Source organism: Geodermatophilus sp. SYSU D00691 (assembly GCF_054050275.1).
Genome location: NZ_JBJGYZ010000019.1, coordinates 73,146 through 95,279 on the forward strand (window position 1 = coordinate 73,146; position 22,134 = coordinate 95,279).

A 22,134-nucleotide genomic window follows, 5' to 3' on the forward strand; every position below is an offset into this window, starting at 1 on the left:
GCGCGCGCGGGGCGTTCCGTGGTGCACGACCTTTCAGGTGTGCGCCGTGATCGACTGCGGTAGGAAGAGCGCCGGAGGGGTGCCCACCCGAGGTCGCCCCGAGTCAGGAGCGGAGGAGCCAGTGGCGCTCGACGACGACGACATGACCAGCACGGAGGGTCCGGCCGACGGCGGTGCCTCCGGCACCCCCGGGGTGCACGACGGCGGCGCTGACGGCGGTGCCGATGGCGGTGCCGATGGCGGGGCCGATGGCGGCGCCGACGGCGGGGCTGACGGCGGCGCCGACGGTGGGGCCGACGGTGGGGCCAACGGCGGTGCCGACGGCGGTGCCGACGGCGGGGCTGACGGCGGTGCCGACGGCGGTGCCGACGGCGGGGCCGACGGTGGGGCCGACGGCGGCGCGTGAGCGAGGACCTCACCACGCGGGGCCGGACGGGACCGTCGTCCCGTCCGGCCCTGTGGCGGTGCACGCACACCGATCCCGAGGACTTCGCCCGCGACCACTGGGCCCGCCGGCCGCTCCTGGCCCGCGCCGAAGAGACCGGTGAGTCCTTCGCCGACCTGCTGACCCTCGACGCGGTCGACGAGCTGCTCACCCGCCGCGGGTTGCGCACCCCGTTCCTCCGGATCGCCAAGGACGGCGCCGTCGTCGACCCCAAGCGGTTCACCGGCTCCGGCGGCGCCGGCGCCGAGGTGGCCGACCAGGTCACCTCCGACGCGGTGCTGCGGCTGTTCGCCGAGGGCAGCACCGTCGTCCTGCAGGGCCTGCACCGGCTGTGGCCGCCGCTGATCGAGTTCGCCGACCAGCTGGCCGCCGACCTCGGCCACCCCACGCAGGTCAACGCCTACGTCACGCCGCCGTCCTCGCGCGGCTTCAGCCCGCACTACGACGTCCACGACGTCTTCGTGCTGCAGTTCGCCGGCGAGAAGCACTGGCGCATCCACGAGCCGGTGCTCACCGACCCGCTGCGCACCCAGCCCTGGCAGGACCGCTCGGCCGCCGTGGCCGCCGCCGCCGAGCGCGAGCCCGTCGTCGACACCGTGCTGCGGCCGGGCGACGCCCTGTACCTGCCCCGCGGCTACCTCCACTCCGCCGAGGCGCTCGGCGCGATCAGCGGCCACCTCACCATCGGCGTGCACCCCGTGACCCGCTGGGCCGCCGCGGAGTCGACGCTCGACCTGGTCCGCACGCTCGCCGCCGACGACCCCGAGCTGCGCCGCTCGCTGCCGCTGGGGCTGGACCTGGCCGCACCGGCCTCCGTGGCCGACGACGTCGCCGCGGTGATCGCCGGCCTGCGCGACTGGCTCGGCCGGGTCGACCCCGAGGAGGTCGCCGACCGGCTGCGGGCGCGGACCTGGGCGCAGGTCCGGCCCGAACCGGTCGCCCCCCTGGCCCAGTCCGCGGCGGCCGCGGCGCTCGGCACCGACACCGTGCTGCGGTTGCGGCGCCGGCTGCGGGTGCAGCTGCGCCCCGTCACCGACGACCGCGTGACGCTGGTCGCCGGCCGGCGCACCCACGAGCTGCCCGCCGCCACCGCCCCCGCCCTGGCCGAGCTGCTGGCCGTCGGGGAGCTCAAGGTCGGCGACCTGCCCGGCCTCCCCGCCGACGACCAGGTGACGCTCGCCCGCCGCCTGGTCACCGAGGGGGTCGCCACCGTGCCGGACCCAGCCGGGACGGCGTGACCGCCTCCCCCGGCAGGACGCGCCCGGCGGGGCGGCTCGACCCGTCGCGCTGCTCGGTGCAGGCCCTGGCGCGCGGCGACCTCATGGTGGCCACCGCCTCGCTGGCCCAGCGCTGGGTGCTCGTCGAGCAGCCCGGGCCGTGGGGGCGCGACGCGCTGGCCCAGTCGCGGTTCGACCCGGCCGTGGCACCACTGCTGGCCCGCCGGTCCCGCGCGGAGAACGTGCGCCTGCTCCTGGTCCGCCGCCCCGGCGACCGGCTGACCGACTCCGGCCGGCGGTGGGCCTACGTCGACTCCCGCCCCGGCCGGGAGGGCCTGTGGTGGTCGGTCCGGTCCAGCGACGCCGACCTGCTCGAGGCGCCGTGGGACGGCTCGGTCGGCGAGCCGGCGCGCGGCCCGGTCTACCTGGTCTGCACCCACGGCGGGCACGACGCCTGCTGCGCCGTGCGCGGGCGGCCGCTGGCCCGCAGCCTGCCGGCGCCCGGCCCGGCCGACGTCTGGGAGTGCAGCCACCTCGGCGGCGACCGGTTCGCCGCGAACGTCGTCGTCCTCCCCCACGGCTACTACTACGGGCAGGTGCCCGGGGACGGCGCCGAGCTGGTCGCGGCGCACGCCGCCGGGCGGGTGGCGCTGCCCTGGCTGCGGGGCCGCGCCGGGTTCGCGGTCCCGGCGCAGGCGGCGCAGCACCTCGTGCGCGAGGAGCGGGGGCTGCTGGGCGTCGACGACCTGCGACCGCTGGGCGTCCGGCACCTCACGCCGGCCGGCGCGGAGGTCGAGCGGTTCACCGTGACGCTGGCCGGCCCCGACGGCCCGCTCGCGGCCACGGTGGAGAGCCGCCCGTCGGAGCACGCGGCGCTGCTGACCTGCTCGGCGCGGCACCCGGCGCACGTGCGCACCTGGCGGCTGGAGGCGCTGGTCTAGAGCGCGGCGCCGCGGGCGAGCAGCAGCGGGATCGCGAGCTCGGTCGCGGTGAGCGACCCGTGGTAGGCCGCCAGCCGGCTGGGCCCCGGCTCGAACCGGCTCGAGGTGATCGCCCAGCTGCCGCGGGCCAGGGCGACGACGTCGCCGACCCGCGCGGCCACGACCGCGTCGACCGGGCCGAAGACGCCGCTGGCGATGGCCTCGTCGCGGCCGGTCACCCAGGCGCGGGGGCCGAGGACGCCGCGCCAGCGGTCGAGCAGGTCGGCGTCCGCGCCGGGCAGGGCGTGCACGTAGCGGGCGCGCGGCTCACCGGCCAGCACGCGGACGCCGTCGAGCAGCTCGGGCTCGTCGTCGACGTCCAGGCGGGTGTCGGCCGGGACGTCGAGCATCCCGTGGTCGGCGGTGACCAGCAGCGCCGCGTCGTCGGGCAGGCCGGCGACCAGCTGCTCCACCACCCGGTCGACGATCGCCAGCTGCGCGCGCCAGCTGTCGGAGTCGACGCCGCGGACGTGGCCGGTGAGGTCGAGCTCGGGGATGTAGGCGTAGACCAGCGCCCGCGGCGCCGCGCGCAGGGCCTGCAGGGCGACCGCCGTGAGGTCGCCCGGGCTGACCACGCCCGCGTAGTCGGCGCCCCGGTAGGCGGCCTCGGACAACCCAGAGCCGCGGTAGGCGTAGGGGCCGACGGCGGTGACCGCGACACCGGCGTCCCAGGCCTGCTCGAACACCGTGCGCCGGGCCTGCCAGGCCAGCGGGTCGGGGTCGTCGGTCCACTGGGTGTGGTTGAGCAGCCGGTTCTCGCCGGGCACGTCGGTGACGAACCCCAGCACGCCGTGGCTGCCGGGCGGCAGGCCGGTGCCCAGGGTGGTGAGGCTGACCGGGGTCGTGCTCGGGCAGGGCGCCTGCAGGTCGCCGACCGGGGCGGCGAGCGCGGCCAGGGTCGGGGCGAGGCCCGCGTGCGCGCGCACCAGGTCGGCGCCGAGCCCGTCGACGAGCAGCACGAGGACCCGGCGGGCGCCGCCGAGCACCGCGGTGAGGCCGAGCGGGTCGGCGGGCAGGTCGCCGCGCTCGACCGGCACGCCGACCGCCACCGCGGCGCCGGGCAGGACGTCGGCGAGGGTGGCCGTGCCGTAGCGCGGGCGGACCAGGTCCTGCGGGAGAGCGCTCACGGCCGGGTGGCGAGCACGTGCAGGCCGGTGGCGACGTCGCGGTAGGGCGAGGTCTCGGCCAGCGCCAGCTCCAGCGCCCGCACGTTCGCCGGGTCGGCGCCGGAGGCCGCGTCGAGCAGGTCGGCGACCACCGAGACCCCGCGCCACGTCGTCGCCCGCAGCCCCGCCCCCTCGACCAGGGCGAGCAGCTCGTCGGGGCCGAACCGGCGCCGGGCCGGCCGGGCGCGGGTGGGGGCGGGATCGCGGTCCTCCACCAGGGCCAGGGCCTCGACCGGGTGCCCGGAGAGGGCGCGGGCCAGGACGGCGCCGGCGCGGTTGACCGTCGCCACGCTCACCTGGCCGCCGGGCCGCAGCACACCGGCGATCTCGCGCAGCGTGACCGCCGGATCGTCGACCACCTCGAGCACGGAGTGGCACAGCGCGAGGTCGAACCCGCCCGCGCCCCCGGCCGCCGGCAGCACCTCGTGCAGCAGGTCGCCGTCCCCCTGCATGGCCCGGACCCGGGCACCGACGCCGGCCGTGCCGGCGCGGCGGCCCAGGGTGGCCAGGGCGTCGGCGCTGGGGTCGACGACGGTGACCTCGTGGCCGAGCTGGGCCAGCGGGACGGCGAACATGCCGCTGCCGCCGCCGACGTCGAGGACGCGCAGCGGCGTGCCGGCGCGGACGACCGGGTCGAGGGCGGCCCAGACGGCCGCGGTGCGGGCGGACAGCTGCTCCGCGGCGGGCGAGGCAGGGGCAGGCGGCACCCGGCCGAGCCTAGTGGCGCCGCTACGCGCGCACCGCGTCGGCGGCACGCTCCAGCTCGGCGATGTCGATCTTCTTCATCGTGAACATCGCCTGGACGGCGCGCTGCCGGCGCTCGGGATCGGGGTCGTTCTGCAGCTCGATCAGGCGGATCGGCACGACCTGCCAGGAGACGCCGAAGCGGTCCTTGAGCCAGCCGCAGGGCGCCTCCTCGCCGCCGTCGGTCAGGCGGGTCCAGTAGTGGTCGACCTCGTCCTGGTCGGCGCACAGGATCTGGAAGGAGATGGACTCGTCGAAGGACCAGCCCTGGGGGCCGCCGTTGAGGCCCACGTACTCGGTGTCGCCGAGGCGGAAGCTCACGGTCAGGGCCTGGCCCTCGCGCTGGGGGTCCTCGGCGCCGTAGCGGACGGTGCCGAGCAGCTCGGCGTCGGGCCAGACCGACGTGTAGAACTGCGCCGCCTCCTCGGCCTCGGTGTCGAACCACAGGCAGATCACGGTCCTGGGCATGGTCGCGTCCTCTCGTGCGGGGTCCGTCCCCAGTGAGAACCGCCGGGCCGCCCGGAACTCATCGCTCGGCCGGCCCACCCCGCGGTGACGCTCAGTGGCCCGAGCTGCCGGGGCTGGAGTGCCAGAGCTTGCGCGGTGCGGCGGCGCGGCGGGCGGCGACCTTGGTGTCCTCACCGGCCGGCTTGATGTCGGCGTAGGGCGACATGCGGAAGCCGGTGGGGTGCACCAGCACCGGGCGCACCATGACCGGCCGCGACCCGTGGGACGCCGCGGCCCCGGCGATGGCCTGCTCGGTGTACCGGCCGGGAGCGGCCATCTGCTCGGCGACCGCCGCCAGCCCGCCGGCCTCCCAGGCCTCGTGCAGCGCCGGCAGCTCCCACGCCCCGGTGGCCCGCAGCGACACCCCGCGCGGTCCGGTGCGGCGGACCACGCCGCGGATGACCAGCAGCCACGAGTGGAACACCGTCGCGGCGTAGGGGCCCTGCACGTCCTCGAAGAAGGTGGAGTCGGTGCAGCCGGTGCCGTCGTCGAGGGTCACGAACACCACCCGCCGCGCGGAGCGGATCGGCGGCGTCTGGGTGGCCACCTTGACGCCGGCGACCAGCACCTCGGACTCGCTGCGGCAGGTGAGCACCTCGCTCGCCGGGACGGCGCCCAGCTCGGCCAGGAAGCGCCGGTAGAAGTCGACCACGTGCCGGCTGGCGTCCAGGCCCAGCACCTCGAGCTCGGCGCGCACCAGCTCGGCGTCGGTGAACTCGGGCAGCCCGCTGCTGTCGGCCCAGTCGGGGGTGGCCTCTTCCTCCGGCAGCTCCAGCCCCATGAGGTCGAGGCTGAGCTGCCCGCGGGCCGTGGCCCGGGCGCCGCTGCGGGTCCACCGGTCCAGCTCGCCGATCTGCAGCAGCAGGTCGCGCCGGTTGACCTGCCGACGGCGCCGGGTGGGCCGGCCGGCCTCGCGGTCGCGCAGCCCGAAGCCGTAGAGGGAGTCGAACCCGCCGGCCAGCACCAGCCGCTCCACCACCGGCCGGGACACCGCGGCCCGCTGCCAGAAGTCGGCCAGCGACCGGTACGGCTGACCGTCGACGATCCGCCCGACCTCCTCGTCGGAGATGCCCTTGACGTCGGCCAGCGCCAGCCGGAGGCCGTAGCGGGACGGGTCGGGCATCGACGCCGGCATCCACTCCGGCAGCGGCCGGGGCTCACCCTCGTCCTCAGGGTCGGGGTCCAGCCGTTCCACCCGGTAGGTGTCGGCGGAGGCGTTGACGTCGAGGCCCAGCACGCGGATGCCGAAGTTGCGGGCGTCGTCGAGGATGAGCCGCTTCGGGTACATGCCCGGGTCGTGGGTGAGCACCCCGGCGAGGAAGGCCGCCGGGTGGTGCGTCTTGAGCCACGCCGACTGGTAGGTGGGCAGGGCGAACGCCGCGGCGTGCGCCTTGCAGAAGCCGAACGAGCCGAAGGCGGCCAGCACCTCCCACACCCGCTCGGCGACCTCGACCGGGTAGCCGGCGTCGAGCACGGCGGGCATGAACCAGGCGCGCACCTCCGGGTGGGCGTCCTTCTCCCCCAGCGCCCGGCGCACCTCGTCGGCCTCGGCCAGGGTCACGCCGGTCATCCGGGAGACGATCTGCAGCACCTGCTCGTGGAAGACCACCACCCCGGCGGTCTCCTCGAGGCAGAACTCCAGGTCGGGGTGCGGGTACTCGGTCTCCCGCCAGCCGTTCCGGGCCATGAGGAACGGCGTCACCATGTCGCTCTTCACCGGCCCGGGCCGGAACAGCGAGATGTCGATGACGATGTCCTCGAAGGTCTGCGGCCCGAACTTGCCGACCAGCTCCCGCTGCCCCGGCGACTCGATCTGGAACATGCCGAGCGTGCGGGTGCTGCGGATCAGCTCGAACGTCGTCGGGTCGTCGCGCGGGATGGCGTCGATGTCCACGGTCTCGCCGTCGACCCGCTCGATCTCGTCGAGGGCGTGCGCGATCGCCGACTGCATGCGGATGCCCAGCAGGTCGAGCTTGAGCAGCCCGAGCTCCTCGACGTCGTCCTTGTCGAACTGGCTCATCGGGTAGCCGAGGAAGCTGTTCTCCACCGGCGTGCGGTCGAGCAGCGTGGCGTCGGAGAGCAGCACGCCGCACGGGTGCAGGGCGATGTGCCGGGGCAGGCCGTCGAGCCGGGCGACCAGGTCGAACATCAGGTCGAGGTCGCCGGTCCCGCCGCCCCGCTTCGACCCCATCCGGCTGGCCCGCAGCTCGGGCAGGTCGCGCAGCGCGGCGTGCACCTGGTTGGCCCGGATGTGCGGGAACGCCTTGGCGATCGCGTCGACCTCGGCGATCGGCATGCCCAGCGCGGCGCCGACGTCGCGGACGGCGTGCCGCACCCGGTAGGTGTCCATCATCGAGATGCAGCTGACCCGGTGGGCGCCGAAGCGGTCGATCACCGCGTCGTAGACCTCCATCCGGCGGGCCGACTCCACGTCGATGTCGATGTCGGGCAGCTGGTGGCGCAGCGGGGAGAGGAAGCGCTCCATCAGCAGGCCGTAGCGGATCGGGTCGACGTCGGAGATGCCGAGCAGGTAGGTGACCAGGCTGCCGGCGCCGGAGCCGCGGGCGGCCGCGCGGACCCTCAAGCTCTTGATGAGGTCGACCACGTCGGCGACGGTGAGGAAGTAGGAGGGGTAGCCGAGGGAGTCGATGACCGCCAGCTCCTCCTCCAGCCGCACGCGGACCCGCTCGGTCAGCGCCATCCCGCGGCGGCCCAGGCCGGCCTCGCACCGCGCGCGCAGCACCTGCGAGGGGCCCATCCCCCGCTCGGCGGCGGTGGTGACGACGTCGAGCTCGGGATAGCGCACGGTGCCGATGCCGAGGTCGTCGCGGACGTCGACGGCGCACTGCTCGGCCAGCCGCGCGGTGCCCTCGAGCAGCCGCAGCGCGGCGTCGCGGTCGGGGCCGACGAGGTCCTCGGCGACCTCGGCCATCTCCTTGCCCGACTTCAGGTAGCCCTCGGCGGTGCGCCGGTCGACGTGCCGCAGGTCCAGCGGCACCAGCCGCCGGGCGGCGTCGAGGACGTCGGCGGTGGGCGCGTCGAGGGCGTCGACGTAGCGGACGGCGTTGCTGAGCACCACCGGCACCTGCTGCTCGGCGGCGAACCGCAGCATCGCCCGCGCCCGCGCCCGGTCGCCGCGGCCGCGGTGGTGGACCAGCTCGACCGCCAGCCGCCCGGGCCCGAACACCGCGCGCCAGGCGGCCAGGACGGCGGCGGCCTCGTCGGCCCGGCCCTCGGCCAGCGCCCGCCCCACCGGCGACTGCGGCCCGAGCAGCGCGACCAGGCCCGGGGCGTGCTCGGCGGCGACCGCCAGCGAGCTCACCGGCTCGCCCCGGGTGCCGCGCAGGTGGGTGGCGCTGGTCAGCCGGCACAGCGAGCGCCACCCCTCGCCGTCGCGGGCGAGGAAGGTGACCCGCGGCAGCCGCGGGTCGACGCTGGACCCGCCGCGCGCGGGCACCCGGCGGGCGGCCGACGGCCCGCTCAGCCGCGACGCCTCCCCCAGCGGCCGGGCCAGGGGCCGCGGGACGGCGGAGTCGACGGCCGGCGCCATCGCGAGGTCCACCCCGAAGATCGGCCGCACGCCGGCCGACCGGCAGGCGAGCGCGAACTTCACCGCGCCGTAGAGGCCGTCGCGGTCGGTGAGCGCGAGCGCGCCCATGCCGTGCTCGGCGGCCCGGGCGACGAGGTCGGCGGGATGGTTCGCGCCGTACCGCATCGAGTAGCCCGAGGCGACGTGGAGGTGGACGAAGGGGTCGGCGTTCACTTCCTCGAGCCGGACCCGCCGACCACCCGGGGACGGGGGGCGGCCGGCCGGACCGGCTCGGGGACGAGGGTGCCGAGGGTGTGCTCGACCACGGTGAGGAAGGCGCCGACGTCGCGGACCAGGTCGTCGGCCTCGCGCTCGGTGACCGCCCGGGAGAGCCCGGCCTCGGCCGCGGCCCGCTTGGCGGCGCCGGCGGCGAAGAAGGTGGCCCACTCCCCCAGCTCGGGCGCGACCTGGCCGAGCAGCACCCAGGCGCTGCGCGGCCGGCGGCGGCCGGCCTCCGGGCGGGTGCGGGCGGCGAGCACGGCGGCGGCCCCGCGCAGCGCGCCCAGGTGCGCGGTGGCGTACCGACGGCGGGGGTCGTCGGTGCACTCCGCGGCCTCGGCCAGGGCGCGGCGCGCCTGGTCGAGCAGCCCTGCGGCCGCCGGGGGCAGGGGCGGTGGCAGGGGCAGCTGGTCGGCGGACTCGAACGACATGGCTCGTGCGGCGCCCATCAGTCGTGCACCCGCACGAGCCACCAGCGGTTGCCGGCGGCGTCCCAGGACAGGTCGTAGACGCCGGCGAAGCTCATCCGCGACCGGCCGGCCCGCACCGCCTCGACCCGCCACACCTCGCGGGAGGCGACCAGCTCGGCCGAGGCGCCGGAGGAGGACCCGGAGGCGGCGGCGTGCTGCCGCCACCACGGGGCGGTCTCCACCCAGGAGTCGAGCAGCTCGCCCACGACGTAGCGCGACTGCCCGCGCCAGAACTGCGCCGGGCCGAGCGGGCCGCGCTCGACCTGCACCTCCTCGCCGAGCCGGGTTCGATCCCCGACCCCGGCCCCGCCGAGCACCCGGCTCATCGCACACTCCCCTGCTCTGCCTCGCCGCCGGTCCACCGCCCGGGCGGGGAAGGACCCGAGAGCGGCGGATGCGGCTGCGCTCGGACCCACCTGGTGTTCGAACAACTGTTCGAACACCAGGAAGTACACCGGACGGGCACGGGCCCGTCAAGTCGAGCGCCTCCCGGCGCGCCGCCCCTCTCGACCCCGATGGAAGCAGCCACCACCGACGGTTTCCGCGGTCGGCGGGGACCCGGGAGGAGGACCCGGGGGCGGATCGGGGCGCGCGGGTTCCGGGGCCGGTGGCAGGATTCCCCCATGACCCGTCCCGCGCACCCACGGGTCGCCGAGATGGCCGAGCTGCTGGCCGCCTCCGGCGCCTCCGGCCGGGTGCGCGAGCTGCCGGGCAGCGCCCGCACCGCCGCCGAGGCCGCCGCGCAGCTGGGGGTGCCGGTCGGCGCCATCGCCAGCAGCCTCGTGTTCGACGTCGACGGGGCGCCGCTGCTGGTCCTCACCAGCGGCGGCCACCGCGTCGACGAGATCCAGGTGGCCGGCCTGCTCGGCGTCCCGAACGTGCGGCGGGCCTCGCCCGACTTCGTCCGCCGGCACACCGGCCAGCCGATCGGCGGCGTGGCCCCGATCGGCCACCCCGACCCGATCGGCACGCTGGTCGACGTCGAGCTCGCCCGCTACGACCAGGTGTGGGCCTCGGCCGGGCACCCGACGGCGGTCTTCCCCACCAGCTACGACGAGCTGCTCCGGCTCACCGCGGGCACCGCCGCCGAGGTCGGTGGCGCCCTCGAGCCGGGCACCGGCCCCGACGTCCAGGAGGCGGTGGAGGCACCGTGACCGGCACCCGGCCCGCCGTGCGGGTCACCGAGCTGCCCGTGCGGTGGATCCGCGACCACATGCACGAGGCGCTGACCATCTACGGGCTGGCGATGGGCTACGACCCCTCGGTCGTGGCCGGGCGCTACGGCTACGCCATGCAGCACACCGAGCGCGCGGGCTTCCGCGCGGTGGGCGCCTTCGCCGAGACGCCGGACGGCGAGGAGCTGGTCGGCTTCGGCTACGGCTACCTGGTCGCCCCCGGGCAGTGGTGGCACGACCAGGTGCGCGCGGCGCTGGACCGGCGGACGGCGAAGCGCTGGCTGCCCGGCGCGTTCGAGGTCTGCGAGCTGCACGTGCACCCCGACCACCAGAGCCGCGGCCTGGGCCGGCAGCTGCTGCACGCGCTGCTGGCCGACCTGTCCTACCCGGCCGCGCTGCTGTCGACCCCGGACGCCGACACCAAGGCCTTCCGGCTGTACCACGCCGACGGCTTCGTCGACCTCGCCCGGGGCCACCACTTCCCCGGCGACTCCCGCCCGTTCGCGATCCTCGGCGCCCGCCTGCCGCTGCGCCCCGCCGCGACCTGACCGGCGTGCCGCAGACCTCCACCGTCGACGCCGTCGTCGTCGGCTCGGGCCACAACGGCCTGGTCGCCGCCTGCTACCTCGCCCGCGCCGGCCTGTCGGTGGAGGTCGTCGAGCGCGACGACGTCCTCGGCGGGGCGGTCTCGACCGTCGAGCGCTGGCCCGGCGTGCGGGTGGACCGCGGCTCCAGCGCCCACGTGATCGTCCGGCACAGCGGGATCGTCGAGGAGCTCGACCTCGCCGCCCACGGCCTGGAGTACGTCGACTGCGACCCGTGGGGCTTCGCCCCCGGCGACCCGCCGCTGGTCTTCTCCCGGGACCTCGACGCCACCTGCGCCTCGATCGCGGCCGCCTGCGGGCCGGACGACGCCGCGGCCTACCGGCGCTTCGTCGAGGTCTGGGGCCCGCGCAGCCGGGCGGTGGTCGCCTCCTTCGGCCGCCGCCCGGCGGCGGGCAACCTGCTCCGCGCCTTCTGGCCGCTCGGCGCGCCCCGGGACGGCCGGCCCCGGACGCCCGGCGGCGACCTGGCCGTCGACTTCCTGGGCTCCGGCGACGCGCTGCTCGACCGGTGGTTCACCAGCGAGCGGCTCAAGGCGGCGCTGGCCTGGTTCGGCGCGCAGTCCGGCCCGGCGGTGTCGGAGCCGGGGACGGCGGCCATGGTCGGCTGGGTCGCGCTGCTGCACGACGTCCCGCCCGGGCACCCGGTGGGCGGGTCCGGGGGGCTGACGCAGGCGCTGCGGCGCCGGCTGGAGGCCGACGGCGGCCGGGTCTCGCTCGGCGACGCGGCCACCCGCCTGCTGGTCGCCGACGGCCGGGTCACCGGGGTGGAGACGGCGTCCGGACGGCGGATCGCGGCCGGCACCGTCGTCGCCGCGTGCCACGTCCTGGCCACCCGCGCGCTGGCCGGCGACGCCGCTCCCCCGGCGCTGGCCCACGCCGACCCGCCGCTGGGCAACGGCTTCGGCCTCGTCGTCCGCTGCCTCACCGACGCCCCGCCGTCCTACCCCGGGGCGGGACCCGAGGCGCTGGCCGGGCTGCAGCTGCTGTGCACCGACCGCGCCGAGCTCGCCGCCGCGCACGGCGACTGGCGGGCCGGCCGGCTGCCGCGCGTGCCCGTGCCGCTGGCCATGTCGTTCTCCGCGAGCGACCCGACGCTGGCCCCGGCCGGGCGGCACGTGGTCACGCTCTGGGGCCAGTGGTACCCGTACGACCTGGCCGACGGCGGCGACTGGACGGCGCTCGCCGACGCCGAGGCCGACCGCCTGATCGCCGCCGTCGACCGGTTCGCACCGGGTTTCGCCGCCTCGGTCCTCGACCGCTACGTGCAGACGCCGCTGCGGCTGGAACAGGAGCTGGGCCTGGTGCGTGGCAACGTCATGCACGTCGAGATGGGCCTGGCCAGCATGTTCGCCCTCCGGCCCACGCCGGCGCTGGCCGGCTACCGGGTGCCCGGGCTGGCCGGCCTGTACCTGGCCGGGGCGTCGACCCACCCCGGCGGCGGCGTCTCCGGCAACTCCGGGCGCACCGCCGCCCGCCTGGTGCTGGCCGACCGGCGCCGGCGCCGCCTGCCGCGGTGGCGCCGGTGACGACGGCGACCGCGCCCGGGGTGGCCGCGCGGCACCTGCCGCTCGCCCTGGCCGGCCTGCTGGTGCTCACGGCGATCGCCTACCCGCTCACCGACGGCGGCGCCCGCGACGCGGTGAGCTGGGCGATCGTGCTGCTCGGCTCGGCGGTGTCGGTGACCCACGCCGGGATCTCGCGCGGGTGGCGCACGGGGCTGGGCGTCGCGGCGCTCGTCGTCGCCACGGCGCTGGTCTTCGAGGCCGTCGGGCTGGCCACCGGCTTCCCCTACGGCAGCTACACCTACGGCGACGTGCTCGGGCCGCGGCTGCTCGGCGTGCCGTTCCTGGTACCGCTGGCCTGGCTGATGATGGCCTGGCCGAGCTGGGTGCTGGCGGCCCGCCTGGCGCGCCGGCCGGCGGTCCGCGTCCCGGTCGCGGCGGGCGTCTTCGCCGCCTGGGACGTCGTCCTGGACCCGCAGATGGTGCAGGCCGGCTACTGGACGTGGGCGCACCCCTCTCCCGGCCTGCCGGGCATCGACACCGTGCCGCTGACCAACCTGGGCGGCTGGCTGCTCGCCGGCCTGGTGCTCATGGCCCTGCTCGACGCGCTCGTGCGCCGCACCGCGACCCCACCGCGGATCGGGGACGCCGCCCCCCTGCTCTCGCTCGGCTGGATGACCCTCGGCGGCGCGCTGGCGCACGCCGGCTGGCTCGGCCTGCCGGGCTCGGCGGCGTGGGGTGCGGCGCTCGCCGTCCCGGTCCTGGTCGCGCTCGCCGTGCAGCGGCGCCGCGCGTGAGCGGCGCCGCCGTGCGGCTGCTGGCCGGCGCCTCGGTGGCCGGGGCGCTGCACGCCGCCGTCAACACCGCCCTGCTCCGCCGCCCGCCGGCGGCACCGCCCCCGGTGCGGCGGCCGGTGACCGTCGTCCTGCCGGTGCGCGACGAGGAGCGGCAGGTGGCCGCCTGCCTGGCCGGGGTGCTCGACCAGCGGGGCGTGCCCGACCTCCGCGTGGTGGTCGTCGACGACGGCTCCACCGACGGCACCGCCGCTGCGGTCCGGGCGGTCGGCGACCCGCGGGTGCGGCTGGTCGCGGCCGGCGAACCGCCGCCCGGCTGGCTCGGCAAGCCGCACGCCTGCGCCGTCGGCGCGGCCACCGCCGGGGTCGACGACGTCCTGGTGTTCCTCGACGCCGACGTGCGGCTGTGGCCCGACGCGGTCGCCGCCGCCGTGGCGGTGCTCGACGAGCACGACCTCGACCTGGTCTCGCCGTGGCCGCGGCCGCTGGCCGGCACCGCGGCCGAGCGGCTGGTGCAGCCGCTGTCGCCCTGGCTGTGGGCCACCACGCTGCCGCTGCGGCTGGCCGAGCGGTCGCCGCGACCGTCGCTGGCCGCCGCCAACGGGCAGTTCCTGGTGGTGCGCGGACACGCCTACCGGGCGGCCGGCGGCCACGCCGCGGTGGCCGGCGAGGTGCTCGAGGACATCGCGCTGCTGCGGGCGGTCAAGCGGGCCGGCGGGCGGGGCGTGCCGGTCGACGGCTCGCGGCTGGCCGCCTGCCGCATGTACGAGGGGTGGGCGCAGCTGGGCGAGGGCTACGCCAAGTCGCTGTGGGCGACGGTCGGCGGCTCGCCCGCGGCGAGCGCGGCCGCGGCCGCCGCGCTGACCGCCGTCGGCGTCGTCCCGGCGCTGGCCGCGCTGCGCGGCTCGCGGGCCGGGCTCGTGGGCTACGCCGCGGGCGTGGCCGGCCGAGCCGTGGTCGCCGCCCGCACCGGCGGCCGGGTGTGGCCCGACTCCCTGGCCCACCCGCTGTCCCTGCTGCTGCTCGACGTGCTCATGGCCCGGTCCGTGGCCGGCCACCGGACGGGGACGCTGAGCTGGCGCGGGCGGACCCTGCCCGCGCCGGCCGCACCCCGGCTGACGACGATGGGGACGTGAGCGAGCTGGCGAGATCACGCATGAGCGGAGCACCTGGGGGCACGGGGCCGACGAGCGCCGGCGAGGAGGCCGCGTGACCTCGCCCGCTCGCGTCCTGTTCGACCCCGCCGAGATGAGGGGGCGCGACTTCTACCGGATCCTGAACTCCGTCGTCGTCCCCCGGCCGATCGCCTGGGTGTGCACCCGCTCGGCCGACGGGGTGGAGAATCTCGCGCCGCACTCCTTCTACACGGTCTCCTGCGTCAAGCCGCCGATCGTGCAGTTCACCTCGGTGGGCCGGAAGGACTCGCTGAACAACGCGGAGGCGACCGGCGAGTTCACCATCAGCCTCACGCCGCGGTCGCTGTTCGAGCAGGTCAACGCGACGGCGACGGACTTCCCGCCGGACCAGAGCGAGGCCGAGCACACCGGTGTCCGGCTCGAGCCGAGCGACCGGGTGGCCGCCCCGCGGGTGGCCGACTCGCCGGTGAGCATCGAGTGCACGCTGCACTCCACGATCAAGCTGGGCGACTGCTGGGTGGTCTTCGGGCGCGTGGTCGCGGTGACGGCCTACGAGTCGGCGGTCCGCGACGGCCGGCCGCGGATCGAGCACCTCGACCCGGTGGCCCGCCTGGGCGGCAACGAGTGGACGACGCTGGGCGAGGTCCTGGAGATCCCGCGGATCCCCTACCGCGACTGGTCGGAGGACCCGGGCATCGGCGAGCGCCTCCGCGGCGGCTGAGGGAGCTCCCCGACGGGCGTCGCCTCAGGCGGGGAGGTGGACGGCGACCTCGTCGGCGGCGTCGAAGCCGAACGCCTCGGCGAACCGGGCCAGGAAGGCCCGCCGGTCGAGCGCGTACTCCTGCGTGCCGATGACCTCGACGGCCTCGGTGGCGATGGCCGAGCCGAGCTGGGCCGACCGCTCGGCCGACAGGCCCCAGGTGCGCCCGGCGATGAAGCCCGCGCGCAGCGCGTCGCCGCCGCCGGTGGGCTCCACCGGCTTGGTCTCGGGCACGGCCGCCACGGCGATGGGCTCCTCGCCCGCGCGGCGGACCAGCACGCCCTGGGCGGCGCGGGTGGTGACCCAGCAGCCGACGCGGTCGAGGACCTCCTCGAGCGTCCAGCCGGTCTTCTGCAGCAGCAGCGCGGACTCGTACTCGTTGGTGAAGAGGAGCTCGGCGCCCTCGACGAGCGAGCGGATCATCGCGCCGTCGGCCCAGGCGAGCTGCTGGCTGGGGTCGGCCGCGAACGCGTAGCCGCGCTCCCGGCACTCCTCGGTGTGCCGCACCATCGCGCGCGGGTCGTTCGGGCCGACGACGACGATGTCCGGCGCGCCGACCCGGTGCGCGACCGGCGCCAGCTCGATGTCGGCGGCCTCGGACATGGCCCCCGAGTAGAACGAGGCGATCTGGTTGTTCTTGACGTCGGTCGTGCAGACGAAGCGCGCGGTGTGCTTCATCTCCGACCAGTGCACGCTCTTGGTGTCGACGCCGTGCCGGAACAGCCAGGCCTCGTAGTCGGCGAAGTCGCTGCCGACGGCGCCCACGAGCACGGGGTTGAGCCCCAGCAGCCCCATGCCGTACGCCATGTTCGCGCCGGCGCCGCCGCGGTGCTGCACGAGGTCGTCGACGAGGAACGAGAGCGACACGTTCTCCATCTGGCCCTCGACGAACTGCTCGCTGAAGCTGCCCGGGAAGGTCATCAGGTGGTCGGTGGCGATCGAGCCGGTGACTACGACGGGCACGGGAGGGCTCCTCGGGGTCGACCGGCGCAGGAGGACGGCGCGGAACGCCGAACAGCCTACGGCCCGGGGTCCCGGTGCGCCGGTCGGTCCCCCAGCGCCCGGCGCAGCGACAGCCCGAGCTGGCCCACGGCCACCGCGCCCAGCAGGACGCCGACCGCCGTCCCCACCGTGACCACCGTGCCGGCGTGCGGACCGGCGCCGGCCAGCGCCAGGATCCCGGCGCCGCCCAGCGTGAACCCGGTCAGCGCCACCCGCGTGGGCCGCTCGAACACCGAGATCGCGCCCGTCTCGGCCACCCCGGCCTGCCCGGCGCGGGCGCGCAGGTAGTCGGGCAGCCAGCACAGCGCCCCGAAGGCCGCGGCCAGCCAGCCGGGGGCGCCGGCCGCCCAGAGACCGGCGGCGTAGGCGGCCTCGGTCAGCCGGTCGACGGCGGAGTCGAGGACGAACCCGCGCCGCGACGCGCGGCCGGTCGCGATGGCCAGGGCGCCGTCCAGGCTGTCGAGCAGCCCGGACAGCCCGACGAGCAGACCGGCGCCCACCAGCCAGCCGCCGCCGGGGACGGCGAGCGCCGCGCCCCCGACCGCGACCAGCAGCCCCAGCGCGGTCGCGAGCAGCGGCGGCACCCCGGCCAGCGGGCGGGCCAGTGCGTACGCCGTCGACAGCCAGCCGCGGACCAGCGCGCTGGCGGCGGGGTCGGTCCCGCCGTGCCACCGCGCCCACGCGGTCAGGTACTCCTCGCGGCTCAGCACAGGCGGCAGTCCACCAGCCCGTGTCGAGTACGGCGAGAGCGGGGACAGTGGGAGCGTGCTCGCCGGCCTCTCCCCCGCCCGCCGACGCGTCGTCCTGGGGCTGCTGGCCGTGGTCGCCGCGGCGCTCGTCGCCCTCGCCGTCGTCCTGCTGGTGCCCGGCGACCCCGGGCGCTCGTCGGAGGCGGTCTCGCAGGACGAGGTGGGGCCGGTGCTGCTGGTCCCCGGGTACGGCGGCTCGACCGCCTCGCTGCAGGAGCTGGCCGGGCGGCTGACCGCCGCCGGGCGGGACGCCGTCGTCGTCCCGCTGCCCGGTAACGGGACCGGTGATCTCGCCGGGTCGGCCGACGCGCTGGCGGCGGCCGCCGAGCAGGCGCTCGACCGCACCGGCGCCGACAGCGTCGACGTCGTCGGCTACTCGGCCGGCGGGGTCGTCGCCCGGCTGTGGGTGGCCGACGGCGGTGCGGACGTCGTGCGGCGGGTGGTGACGCTGGGTTCGCCGCACCACGGCACGGCGCTGGCCGACCTCGCCGGGCAGGTGGCGCCGGAGCAGTGCCCCGAGGGGTGCCGGCAGCTGGCGCCGGGCAGCGACCTGCTCGCCCGGCTCAACGCCGGGGACGAGACCCCCGCCGGCCCGAGCTGGGTCTCGATCTGGACGACGCAGGACGAGACGGTGACGCCGCCCGACTCCGCCCGGCTGGACGGCGCGCTGAACCTGACCGTGCAGTCGGTGTGCGCCGACGCGCGGGTCGGGCACGGCGGGCTGCCCCGGACGCCGCTGGTGATGGCGATGGTCGAGGCCGTCCTCGCGCCCGGCGACCCGGTCCCGCTGACCGCCGACGACTGCAGCCGCCTCGGGGGCTGACCGCCGCTAGGCTGGGCCGCCCCCGGACCGTGGGGAGGCCAGCCGTGAGCGACCCCGGACCCCTGCTGGCGGCAGCGCGCACCGCGCACGCGCAGCAGCGCTGGGACCAGGCGCACGCGGCGTTCGGCGCCGCCCGGGCCGAGGGCGGGCTGACCGCCGACGACCTCGCCGCGCTCGCCGACTGCGCCTGGTGGCTCGGCCGGGTCGACGAGTCGATCGCCGTCGGGGAGGAGGCTTTCCGGGCGGCGGTGCGCGAGCAGCGTCCGCGCGCGGCCGCGATGGCCGCGATCGGGGTGGCGGTCAACCTGGTCATGCGCGCCGACGAGGTCCCCGGGTCGGGCTGGCTGCAGCGGGCCGCGGCGCTGCTCGCCGGCGAGCCCGAGTGCGTCGAGCAGGGCTACCTCGCCTACCTGCTCGAGGTGGAGGGTGCGCTCGACCAGCCCGACCAGGAGCCGGTGCTGGCCGCAGCGCGGCGGGTCGTCGAGCGCGGACGCCGGTTCGCCGAGCCGACCCTGGTGGCGGCGGGCCTGCTCGGCGAGGGGCGGGTGCTGGTGCGCCGCGGCGCGGTGCCCGCCGGGCTGGCGTGCTTCGACCAGGCCATGAGCTACGTCCTCGCCGGCGAGGTGCTGCCCGAGTTCGCCGGCAACATCTACTGCCACCTGATGTCGGCGACCTACGAGCTGGGCGATCTGCGCCGGGCGTGGTCCTGGGTGCGGGCGACCGCCGCCTGGCTGGAGACGCTGCCCGCGGCGGTGCTGTTCACCGGCATCTGCCGGGTGCACCGGTCGCAGGTGCTGCAGTCCGCCGGGGCGTGGGCGCAGAGCGAGGCGGAGGCGGCCCGGGCCTGCGCGGACCTGGCCGACATCGCCTGCCTCACCGCCGCCGAGGCGCACTACCAGCTGGGTGAGCTGGCCCGGCTCCGCGGCCGCTGGGCCGACGCCGAGGAGTCCTACCGCCGCGCGCACGAGCTCGGCCGGACCCCGCAGCCGGGACTGGCCCTCCTCCGCCTGCGCCGGGGCCGGCCCGACGCCGCCGACGCGTCGATCCGGGCGGCGCTGCTCGCGCAGACGGCGAACCCGCTGGTCCGCGCCCGCCTGCGGGTGGCGCACGCGGAGATCGCCCTGGCCGCCGGGGACACCACCGCCGCGGAGGAGGCGGTGACCGAGGTGGAGGAGGTCGCCCGCCGGTACGCGAGCCCGTTGTTCTCCGCGGCCGCCCGGCAGTGGCGCGGGGCGCTGCTGCTGGCGACCGGGCGGCCGCACGAGGCCCTCCCCCTGCTGGCCGCGGCGTGCGCCGGCTGGCGGGAGCTGGAGGCGGTGCACGACTGCGCGCGGGTCCGCGTCCAGCTGGCGGCGGCCTACCGCGCCCTCGGCGACGCCGACGGCGCCGAGCTGGAGCTGACCGCCGCCGCCGAGGTCTTCGACCGGCTGGGCGCGGCGCCCGACGCCACCGTGGTCGCCGAGCTGCGCGGGGTCCCCGCGCTGCCCGGGGGGCTGACGTCCCGGGAGGCCGAGGTCCTCGCCCTCGTGGCGGAGGGCCGGACCAACGCCCAGATCGCCGACGCGCTGGTCATCAGCCGCAAGACCGTCGCGCGGCACCTGTCCAACATCTTCACCAAGCTGGCCGTCACCACCCGGACCGCCGCCTCGGCGTGGGCCCACGCCCACTCCCTCGCCGGGACGAACGACCCATCCGGCGCCGGCGCGGGATGGACCGTTCGCCCGATGCCGGGCACCCCGCCGCGTTCCTAGCGTCGCCCCGTCGACCGACGACGGAGGAGGCGCGAGATGGCTGCGGACACGTGGACGACCGGCGCGGAGCCGGACACCGCTGCGGTCGAGGTCTTCGCGGAACGGCTGCTGGGCACGTTCACCGAGAGCGTGGTGACGCTCCTGGTGGACGTCGCCTTCCGCACCGGGTTGCTGGAGGCCGTCGCCGCCGGGGCGAGCACCAGCGAGGAGGTGGCCGAGCGGGCGGGGCTGGTCGAGCGCTACGTCCGCGAGTGCCTCGGCGGGCTGGCGACGGCGGGCATCGTCGAGTACTCCCCCGCGACGCGCACCTACTCGCTGCCGCCGGCCCGCGCGGCCTGCCTGACCGGCCCGGGAGCGCAGAACATGGCGTCGCTGAGCCGCATCACCGCGCTGCTCGGCCGGCACGTGGGTGAGGTCGCCGAGGCCTTCCGCACCGGCGGCGGCGTGCCGTACGCGCGGTTCCGGCCGGAGCTCACCGACGTGATGGACGAGGCCTCGCGCGGCCTGTTCGACGGCGTCCTGCTCGACGGGGTCCTGCCGCTCACCGGGGACCTGCCCCGCCGCCTCGCGGCCGGCGCGCGGGCGGCGGACGTGGGGTGCGGGACCGGGCACGCGGTGAACGTGCTGGCGCGGGCGTACCCGCGGTCGCAGTTCACCGGCTTCGACATCGCCGCCGACGCCGTCGAGCGCGCCCGCGCCGAGGCCGCCGGGTGGGGGCTGGCCAACGCCGCCTTCGAGGTCCGCGACGCGACCCGGCTGCCGGTCGACCCGCCCTTCGCCGGGGTGTTCGCCTTCGACGCCGTGCACGACCAGGCCGATCCCGCCGGCGTGCTGGCCCGGGTGCACGACGCCCTCGAACCCGGCGGGGTGTTCGCGATGGTCGACATCAAGGCGGCCAGCGACCTCGAGGGCAACCTCGGCAACCCGCTGGCGCCCTGGCTGTACGGCGTGAGCACGCTGCACTGCCTGACCGTCTCCCTGGCCGAGGGCGGCGCCGGGCTCGGTGCGGTGTGGGGCGAGCAGGTGGCCCGCCGGATGCTGGCGGAGGCGGGGTTCGTCGACGTCGTCGTCCACGACCTGCCCGACGACCCGGTCGACGTGCTCTACGTCGCCCGGAAGCGGGCGGGCGCGCGATGAGCACGGCGGTGGTGATCGGCGCGAGCATGGCGGGGCTGTGCACCGCCCGCGTGGCCGCGGAACGCTTCGACCGGGTCGTGGTGGTCGACCGCGACCGCCTGCCCGCTGCGGCTGAAGCCCGCCCCCGGGTGCCGCAGGGGCGGCAGCCGCACCTCCTGCTGGCCGAGGGCGCCCGGCTCCTGGAGGCGTGGTTCCCCGGCGTCGGCGCCGAGCTGCGCGACGCCGGCGCGGTCGACCTCGACCTGTGCGCCGACTTCTCGTGGCATCAGGCGGGCGGGGTGCTGCGCCGTCCGGTCTCTGCGCTGCGCAGCCCCTCGATGTCCCGGCCGCTGCTGGAGCGGCTCGTGCGCGCGCACGTCGAGCAGCTGCCGGGGGCCGTCGTCCGGGACGGCGAGGCGGTCATCGGGCTGACGGTCGACGAGCCCGGCACCAGGGTCACGGGGGTCCGGCTGGCGGACGGCGGCAGCCTCTCGGCGGACCTCGTCGTGGACGCGACCGGACGGTCGGCGCACAGCGTGGCCTGGCTGGTGGACCTGGGCTTTCCCCCACCGCGCACGACGGTGGTCCGGGTGGACACCCGCTACGTCTCGCGCACGTACCGCCGGTCCGATGCGCCGGAGCGGGACTGGAAGGCGGCGGCGGTCGTCGACACCCCCGCGGCGCGGCGGCTGGGGATGGCGCTGCCGGTCGAGGGCGGGCGCTGGATCGTGCTCCTCGCCGGCTTCGGCGACGAGTCGCCTCCCGTGGAGGAGGCGGCACGCCTCGCCTACGCGCGCAGCCTGCCCTCCCCCGTCATCGCCGACGTCATGGCGTCCTCGGAGCCACTGGGAGAGCCCGCCACCCACCGTTTCGTGGACAACCAGCGGCGGCACGTGGAGCGGCTGCGCCGGTTCCCTCTGGGCTGGGTGCTCGCGGGGGACGCCGTGTGCAGCTTCGACCCCGTCTACGGCCAGGGCATGACCTCGGCCGCGCTGCAGGCCCAGGCCCTGGGCCGGTGTCTCGACCGGTCGGGGGCCGTCAACCGCGCCTTCGCCCGCCGGTACTTCGCCGCGGCGGGCAGGGCCGTCGCCGCGCCGTGGTCGATCGCGGTCGGGGGCGACTTCGTCTTCCCCGACACCCGGGGGGCCAAGCCGCTCGGGACGGACGCGCTCAACAGGTACCTGACCAGGGCGACGCGTGCCGCCCACCACGACGACGCGGTCGTGCTGCGCCTGCAAGAGGTCCAGGCCCTGGTCCGCCGTCCCGGGTCGCTCCTGGCACCCGGGTTCGCCGTGCGGGTGCTGCGGCGCGGAGGGCGCGCGGTGGCGATGTCGACGAGTCCGGCGGAGGCGGCCCGCCGATGACTTCGGCGGGCCGGCCCGGT

Annotated in this window: 21 protein-coding genes; 13 read left to right on the top strand and 8 right to left on the bottom strand. The window is 77.1% G+C overall.

All coding sequences use genetic code 11. The features are described from left to right. Positions 1 to 121: 121 nt before the first annotated feature. From ACI797_RS15195 to ACI797_RS15205, 3 genes are read left to right on the top strand one after another with little or no spacing between them, the layout of a single operon-like run. Positions 122 to 406 carry a BatC protein gene (locus ACI797_RS15195; RefSeq protein WP_456859531.1) on the top strand — a complete coding sequence of 95 codons (285 nt, stop codon included), beginning with the start codon at positions 122 to 124 and terminating at the stop codon, positions 404 to 406. Then, positions 403 to 1,683 carry a cupin domain-containing protein gene (locus tag ACI797_RS15200; protein WP_456859533.1) on the top strand — a complete coding sequence of 427 codons (1,281 nt, stop codon included), beginning with the start codon at positions 403 to 405 and terminating at the stop codon, positions 1,681 to 1,683. Before ACI797_RS15195 ends, ACI797_RS15200 begins: the two co-directional genes overlap by 4 nt. Next, a complete protein-coding gene (locus ACI797_RS15205) occupies positions 1,680 to 2,603 on the top strand; it encodes a sucrase ferredoxin (protein WP_456859534.1) in 924 nt (307 codons plus the stop codon). The genes ACI797_RS15200 and ACI797_RS15205 overlap by 4 nt, the downstream gene beginning before the upstream one ends. On the opposite strand, the gene ACI797_RS15210 is transcribed toward ACI797_RS15205, so the two are convergent. From ACI797_RS15210 to ACI797_RS15235, 6 genes are all read right to left on the bottom strand, one after another. Next, positions 2,600 to 3,769, bottom strand: a complete 1,170-nt coding sequence (locus ACI797_RS15210; RefSeq protein ID WP_456859535.1) for an alkaline phosphatase family protein — start codon at positions 3,767 to 3,769, stop codon at positions 2,600 to 2,602. The two genes, ACI797_RS15205 and ACI797_RS15210, sit on opposite strands and share 4 nt — an antisense overlap. Next, positions 3,766 to 4,515 (bottom strand): class I SAM-dependent methyltransferase, encoded by a 750-nt coding sequence (locus ACI797_RS15215; RefSeq protein ID WP_456859536.1) that lies wholly within the window; start codon positions 4,513 to 4,515, stop codon positions 3,766 to 3,768. The genes ACI797_RS15210 and ACI797_RS15215 overlap by 4 nt, the downstream gene beginning before the upstream one ends. A 22-nt stretch (positions 4,516 to 4,537) precedes the next feature. Further along, on the bottom strand, positions 4,538 to 5,020 hold the full coding sequence (locus ACI797_RS15220) for a VOC family protein (protein ID WP_456859537.1): 483 nt from the start codon (positions 5,018 to 5,020) through the stop codon (positions 4,538 to 4,540). 91 nt (positions 5,021 to 5,111) lie between these two features. Continuing rightward, a complete protein-coding gene (locus tag ACI797_RS15225; RefSeq protein WP_456859538.1) occupies positions 5,112 to 8,822 on the bottom strand; it encodes a DNA polymerase III subunit alpha in 3,711 nt (1,236 codons plus the stop codon). Further along, the gene (locus tag ACI797_RS15230; protein ID WP_456859539.1) at positions 8,819 to 9,316 is read right to left on the bottom strand and encodes an SAV_6107 family HEPN domain-containing protein; all 498 of its coding nucleotides are present in this window, start codon (positions 9,314 to 9,316) and stop codon (positions 8,819 to 8,821) included. Before ACI797_RS15230 ends, ACI797_RS15225 begins: the two co-directional genes overlap by 4 nt. Next, positions 9,316 to 9,663, bottom strand: coding sequence for a DUF6504 family protein (locus ACI797_RS15235; RefSeq protein WP_456859540.1), 348 nt, complete (start codon positions 9,661 to 9,663; stop codon positions 9,316 to 9,318). The genes ACI797_RS15230 and ACI797_RS15235 overlap by 1 nt, the downstream gene beginning before the upstream one ends. 297 nt (positions 9,664 to 9,960) lie before the next feature. Between ACI797_RS15235 and ACI797_RS15240 the strand changes: the two genes are divergently transcribed. The 6 genes from ACI797_RS15240 (at position 9,961) to ACI797_RS15265 (ending at position 15,270) form a co-directional block, all read left to right on the top strand. Continuing rightward, the gene (locus ACI797_RS15240; protein ID WP_456859541.1) at positions 9,961 to 10,491 is read left to right on the top strand and encodes a YbaK/EbsC family protein; all 531 of its coding nucleotides are present in this window, start codon (positions 9,961 to 9,963) and stop codon (positions 10,489 to 10,491) included. Next, a complete protein-coding gene (locus tag ACI797_RS15245; protein WP_456859542.1) occupies positions 10,488 to 11,060 on the top strand; it encodes a GNAT family N-acetyltransferase in 573 nt (190 codons plus the stop codon). Before ACI797_RS15240 ends, ACI797_RS15245 begins: the two co-directional genes overlap by 4 nt. A 5-nt stretch (positions 11,061 to 11,065) precedes the next feature. Continuing rightward, entirely contained in the window at positions 11,066 to 12,643 is a 1,578-nt protein-coding gene (locus tag ACI797_RS15250) for a phytoene desaturase family protein (RefSeq protein WP_456859543.1), read from the top strand. Continuing rightward, entirely contained in the window at positions 12,640 to 13,416 is a 777-nt protein-coding gene (locus ACI797_RS15255) for a carotenoid biosynthesis protein (RefSeq protein ID WP_456859544.1), read from the top strand. Before ACI797_RS15250 ends, ACI797_RS15255 begins: the two co-directional genes overlap by 4 nt. Then, positions 13,413 to 14,549 (top strand): glycosyltransferase family 2 protein, encoded by a 1,137-nt coding sequence (locus ACI797_RS15260; RefSeq protein WP_456859545.1) that lies wholly within the window; start codon positions 13,413 to 13,415, stop codon positions 14,547 to 14,549. The genes ACI797_RS15255 and ACI797_RS15260 overlap by 4 nt, the downstream gene beginning before the upstream one ends. A gap of 73 nt (positions 14,550 to 14,622) precedes the next feature. Further along, positions 14,623 to 15,270, top strand: coding sequence for a flavin reductase family protein (locus ACI797_RS15265; protein WP_456859546.1), 648 nt, complete (start codon positions 14,623 to 14,625; stop codon positions 15,268 to 15,270). Positions 15,271 to 15,294: 24 nt separating this feature from the next. On the opposite strand, the gene ACI797_RS15270 is transcribed toward ACI797_RS15265, so the two are convergent. Next, the gene (locus ACI797_RS15270) at positions 15,295 to 16,272 is read right to left on the bottom strand and encodes a carbohydrate kinase family protein (RefSeq protein WP_456859547.1); all 978 of its coding nucleotides are present in this window, start codon (positions 16,270 to 16,272) and stop codon (positions 15,295 to 15,297) included. Positions 16,273 to 16,328: 56 nt separating this feature from the next. Further along, complete coding sequence (locus tag ACI797_RS15275) at positions 16,329 to 17,021, bottom strand: CDP-alcohol phosphatidyltransferase family protein (RefSeq protein WP_456859548.1); 693 nt, start codon at positions 17,019 to 17,021, stop codon at positions 16,329 to 16,331. Between the two features lie 55 nt (positions 17,022 to 17,076). Here ACI797_RS15275 and ACI797_RS15280 point away from each other — a divergent pair, with 55 nt between their 5' ends. Genes ACI797_RS15280 through ACI797_RS15295 form a run of 4 tightly spaced genes read left to right on the top strand, consistent with a single transcriptional unit; the run spans position 17,077 to position 22,114 of the window. Continuing rightward, entirely contained in the window at positions 17,077 to 17,883 is an 807-nt protein-coding gene (locus tag ACI797_RS15280; protein WP_456859549.1) for a lipase family alpha/beta hydrolase, read from the top strand. A gap of 44 nt (positions 17,884 to 17,927) precedes the next feature. Further along, entirely contained in the window at positions 17,928 to 19,634 is a 1,707-nt protein-coding gene (locus ACI797_RS15285) for a LuxR C-terminal-related transcriptional regulator (RefSeq protein ID WP_456859550.1), read from the top strand. Positions 19,635 to 19,670: 36 nt separating this feature from the next. Next, positions 19,671 to 20,771: a class I SAM-dependent methyltransferase gene (locus tag ACI797_RS15290; protein WP_456859551.1), complete on the top strand. Its 1,101-nt coding sequence runs from the start codon at positions 19,671 to 19,673 to the stop codon at positions 20,769 to 20,771. Next, positions 20,768 to 22,114, top strand: a complete 1,347-nt coding sequence (locus ACI797_RS15295; RefSeq protein ID WP_456859552.1) for an FAD-dependent oxidoreductase — start codon at positions 20,768 to 20,770, stop codon at positions 22,112 to 22,114. The genes ACI797_RS15290 and ACI797_RS15295 overlap by 4 nt, the downstream gene beginning before the upstream one ends. The last annotated feature ends 20 nt before the right edge of the window (positions 22,115 to 22,134 follow it).

What these genes read in the sequence shown, in the direction of transcription:
- ACI797_RS15235 (WP_456859540.1), bottom strand. Translation starts at nt 9,663, where the DNA reads ATGAGCCGGGTGCTCGGCGGGGCCGGGGTCGGGGATCGAACCCGGCTC.
- ACI797_RS15220 (WP_456859537.1), bottom strand. Translation starts at nt 5,020, where the DNA reads ATGCCCAGGACCGTGATCTGCCTGTGGTTCGACACCGAGGCCGAGGAG.
- ACI797_RS15240 (WP_456859541.1), top strand. Translation starts at nt 9,961, where the DNA reads ATGACCCGTCCCGCGCACCCACGGGTCGCCGAGATGGCCGAGCTGCTG.
- ACI797_RS15230 (WP_456859539.1), bottom strand. Translation starts at nt 9,316, where the DNA reads ATGGGCGCCGCACGAGCCATGTCGTTCGAGTCCGCCGACCAGCTGCCC.
- ACI797_RS15290 (WP_456859551.1), top strand. Translation starts at nt 19,671, where the DNA reads ATGGCTGCGGACACGTGGACGACCGGCGCGGAGCCGGACACCGCTGCG.
- ACI797_RS15295 (WP_456859552.1), top strand. Translation starts at nt 20,768, where the DNA reads ATGAGCACGGCGGTGGTGATCGGCGCGAGCATGGCGGGGCTGTGCACC.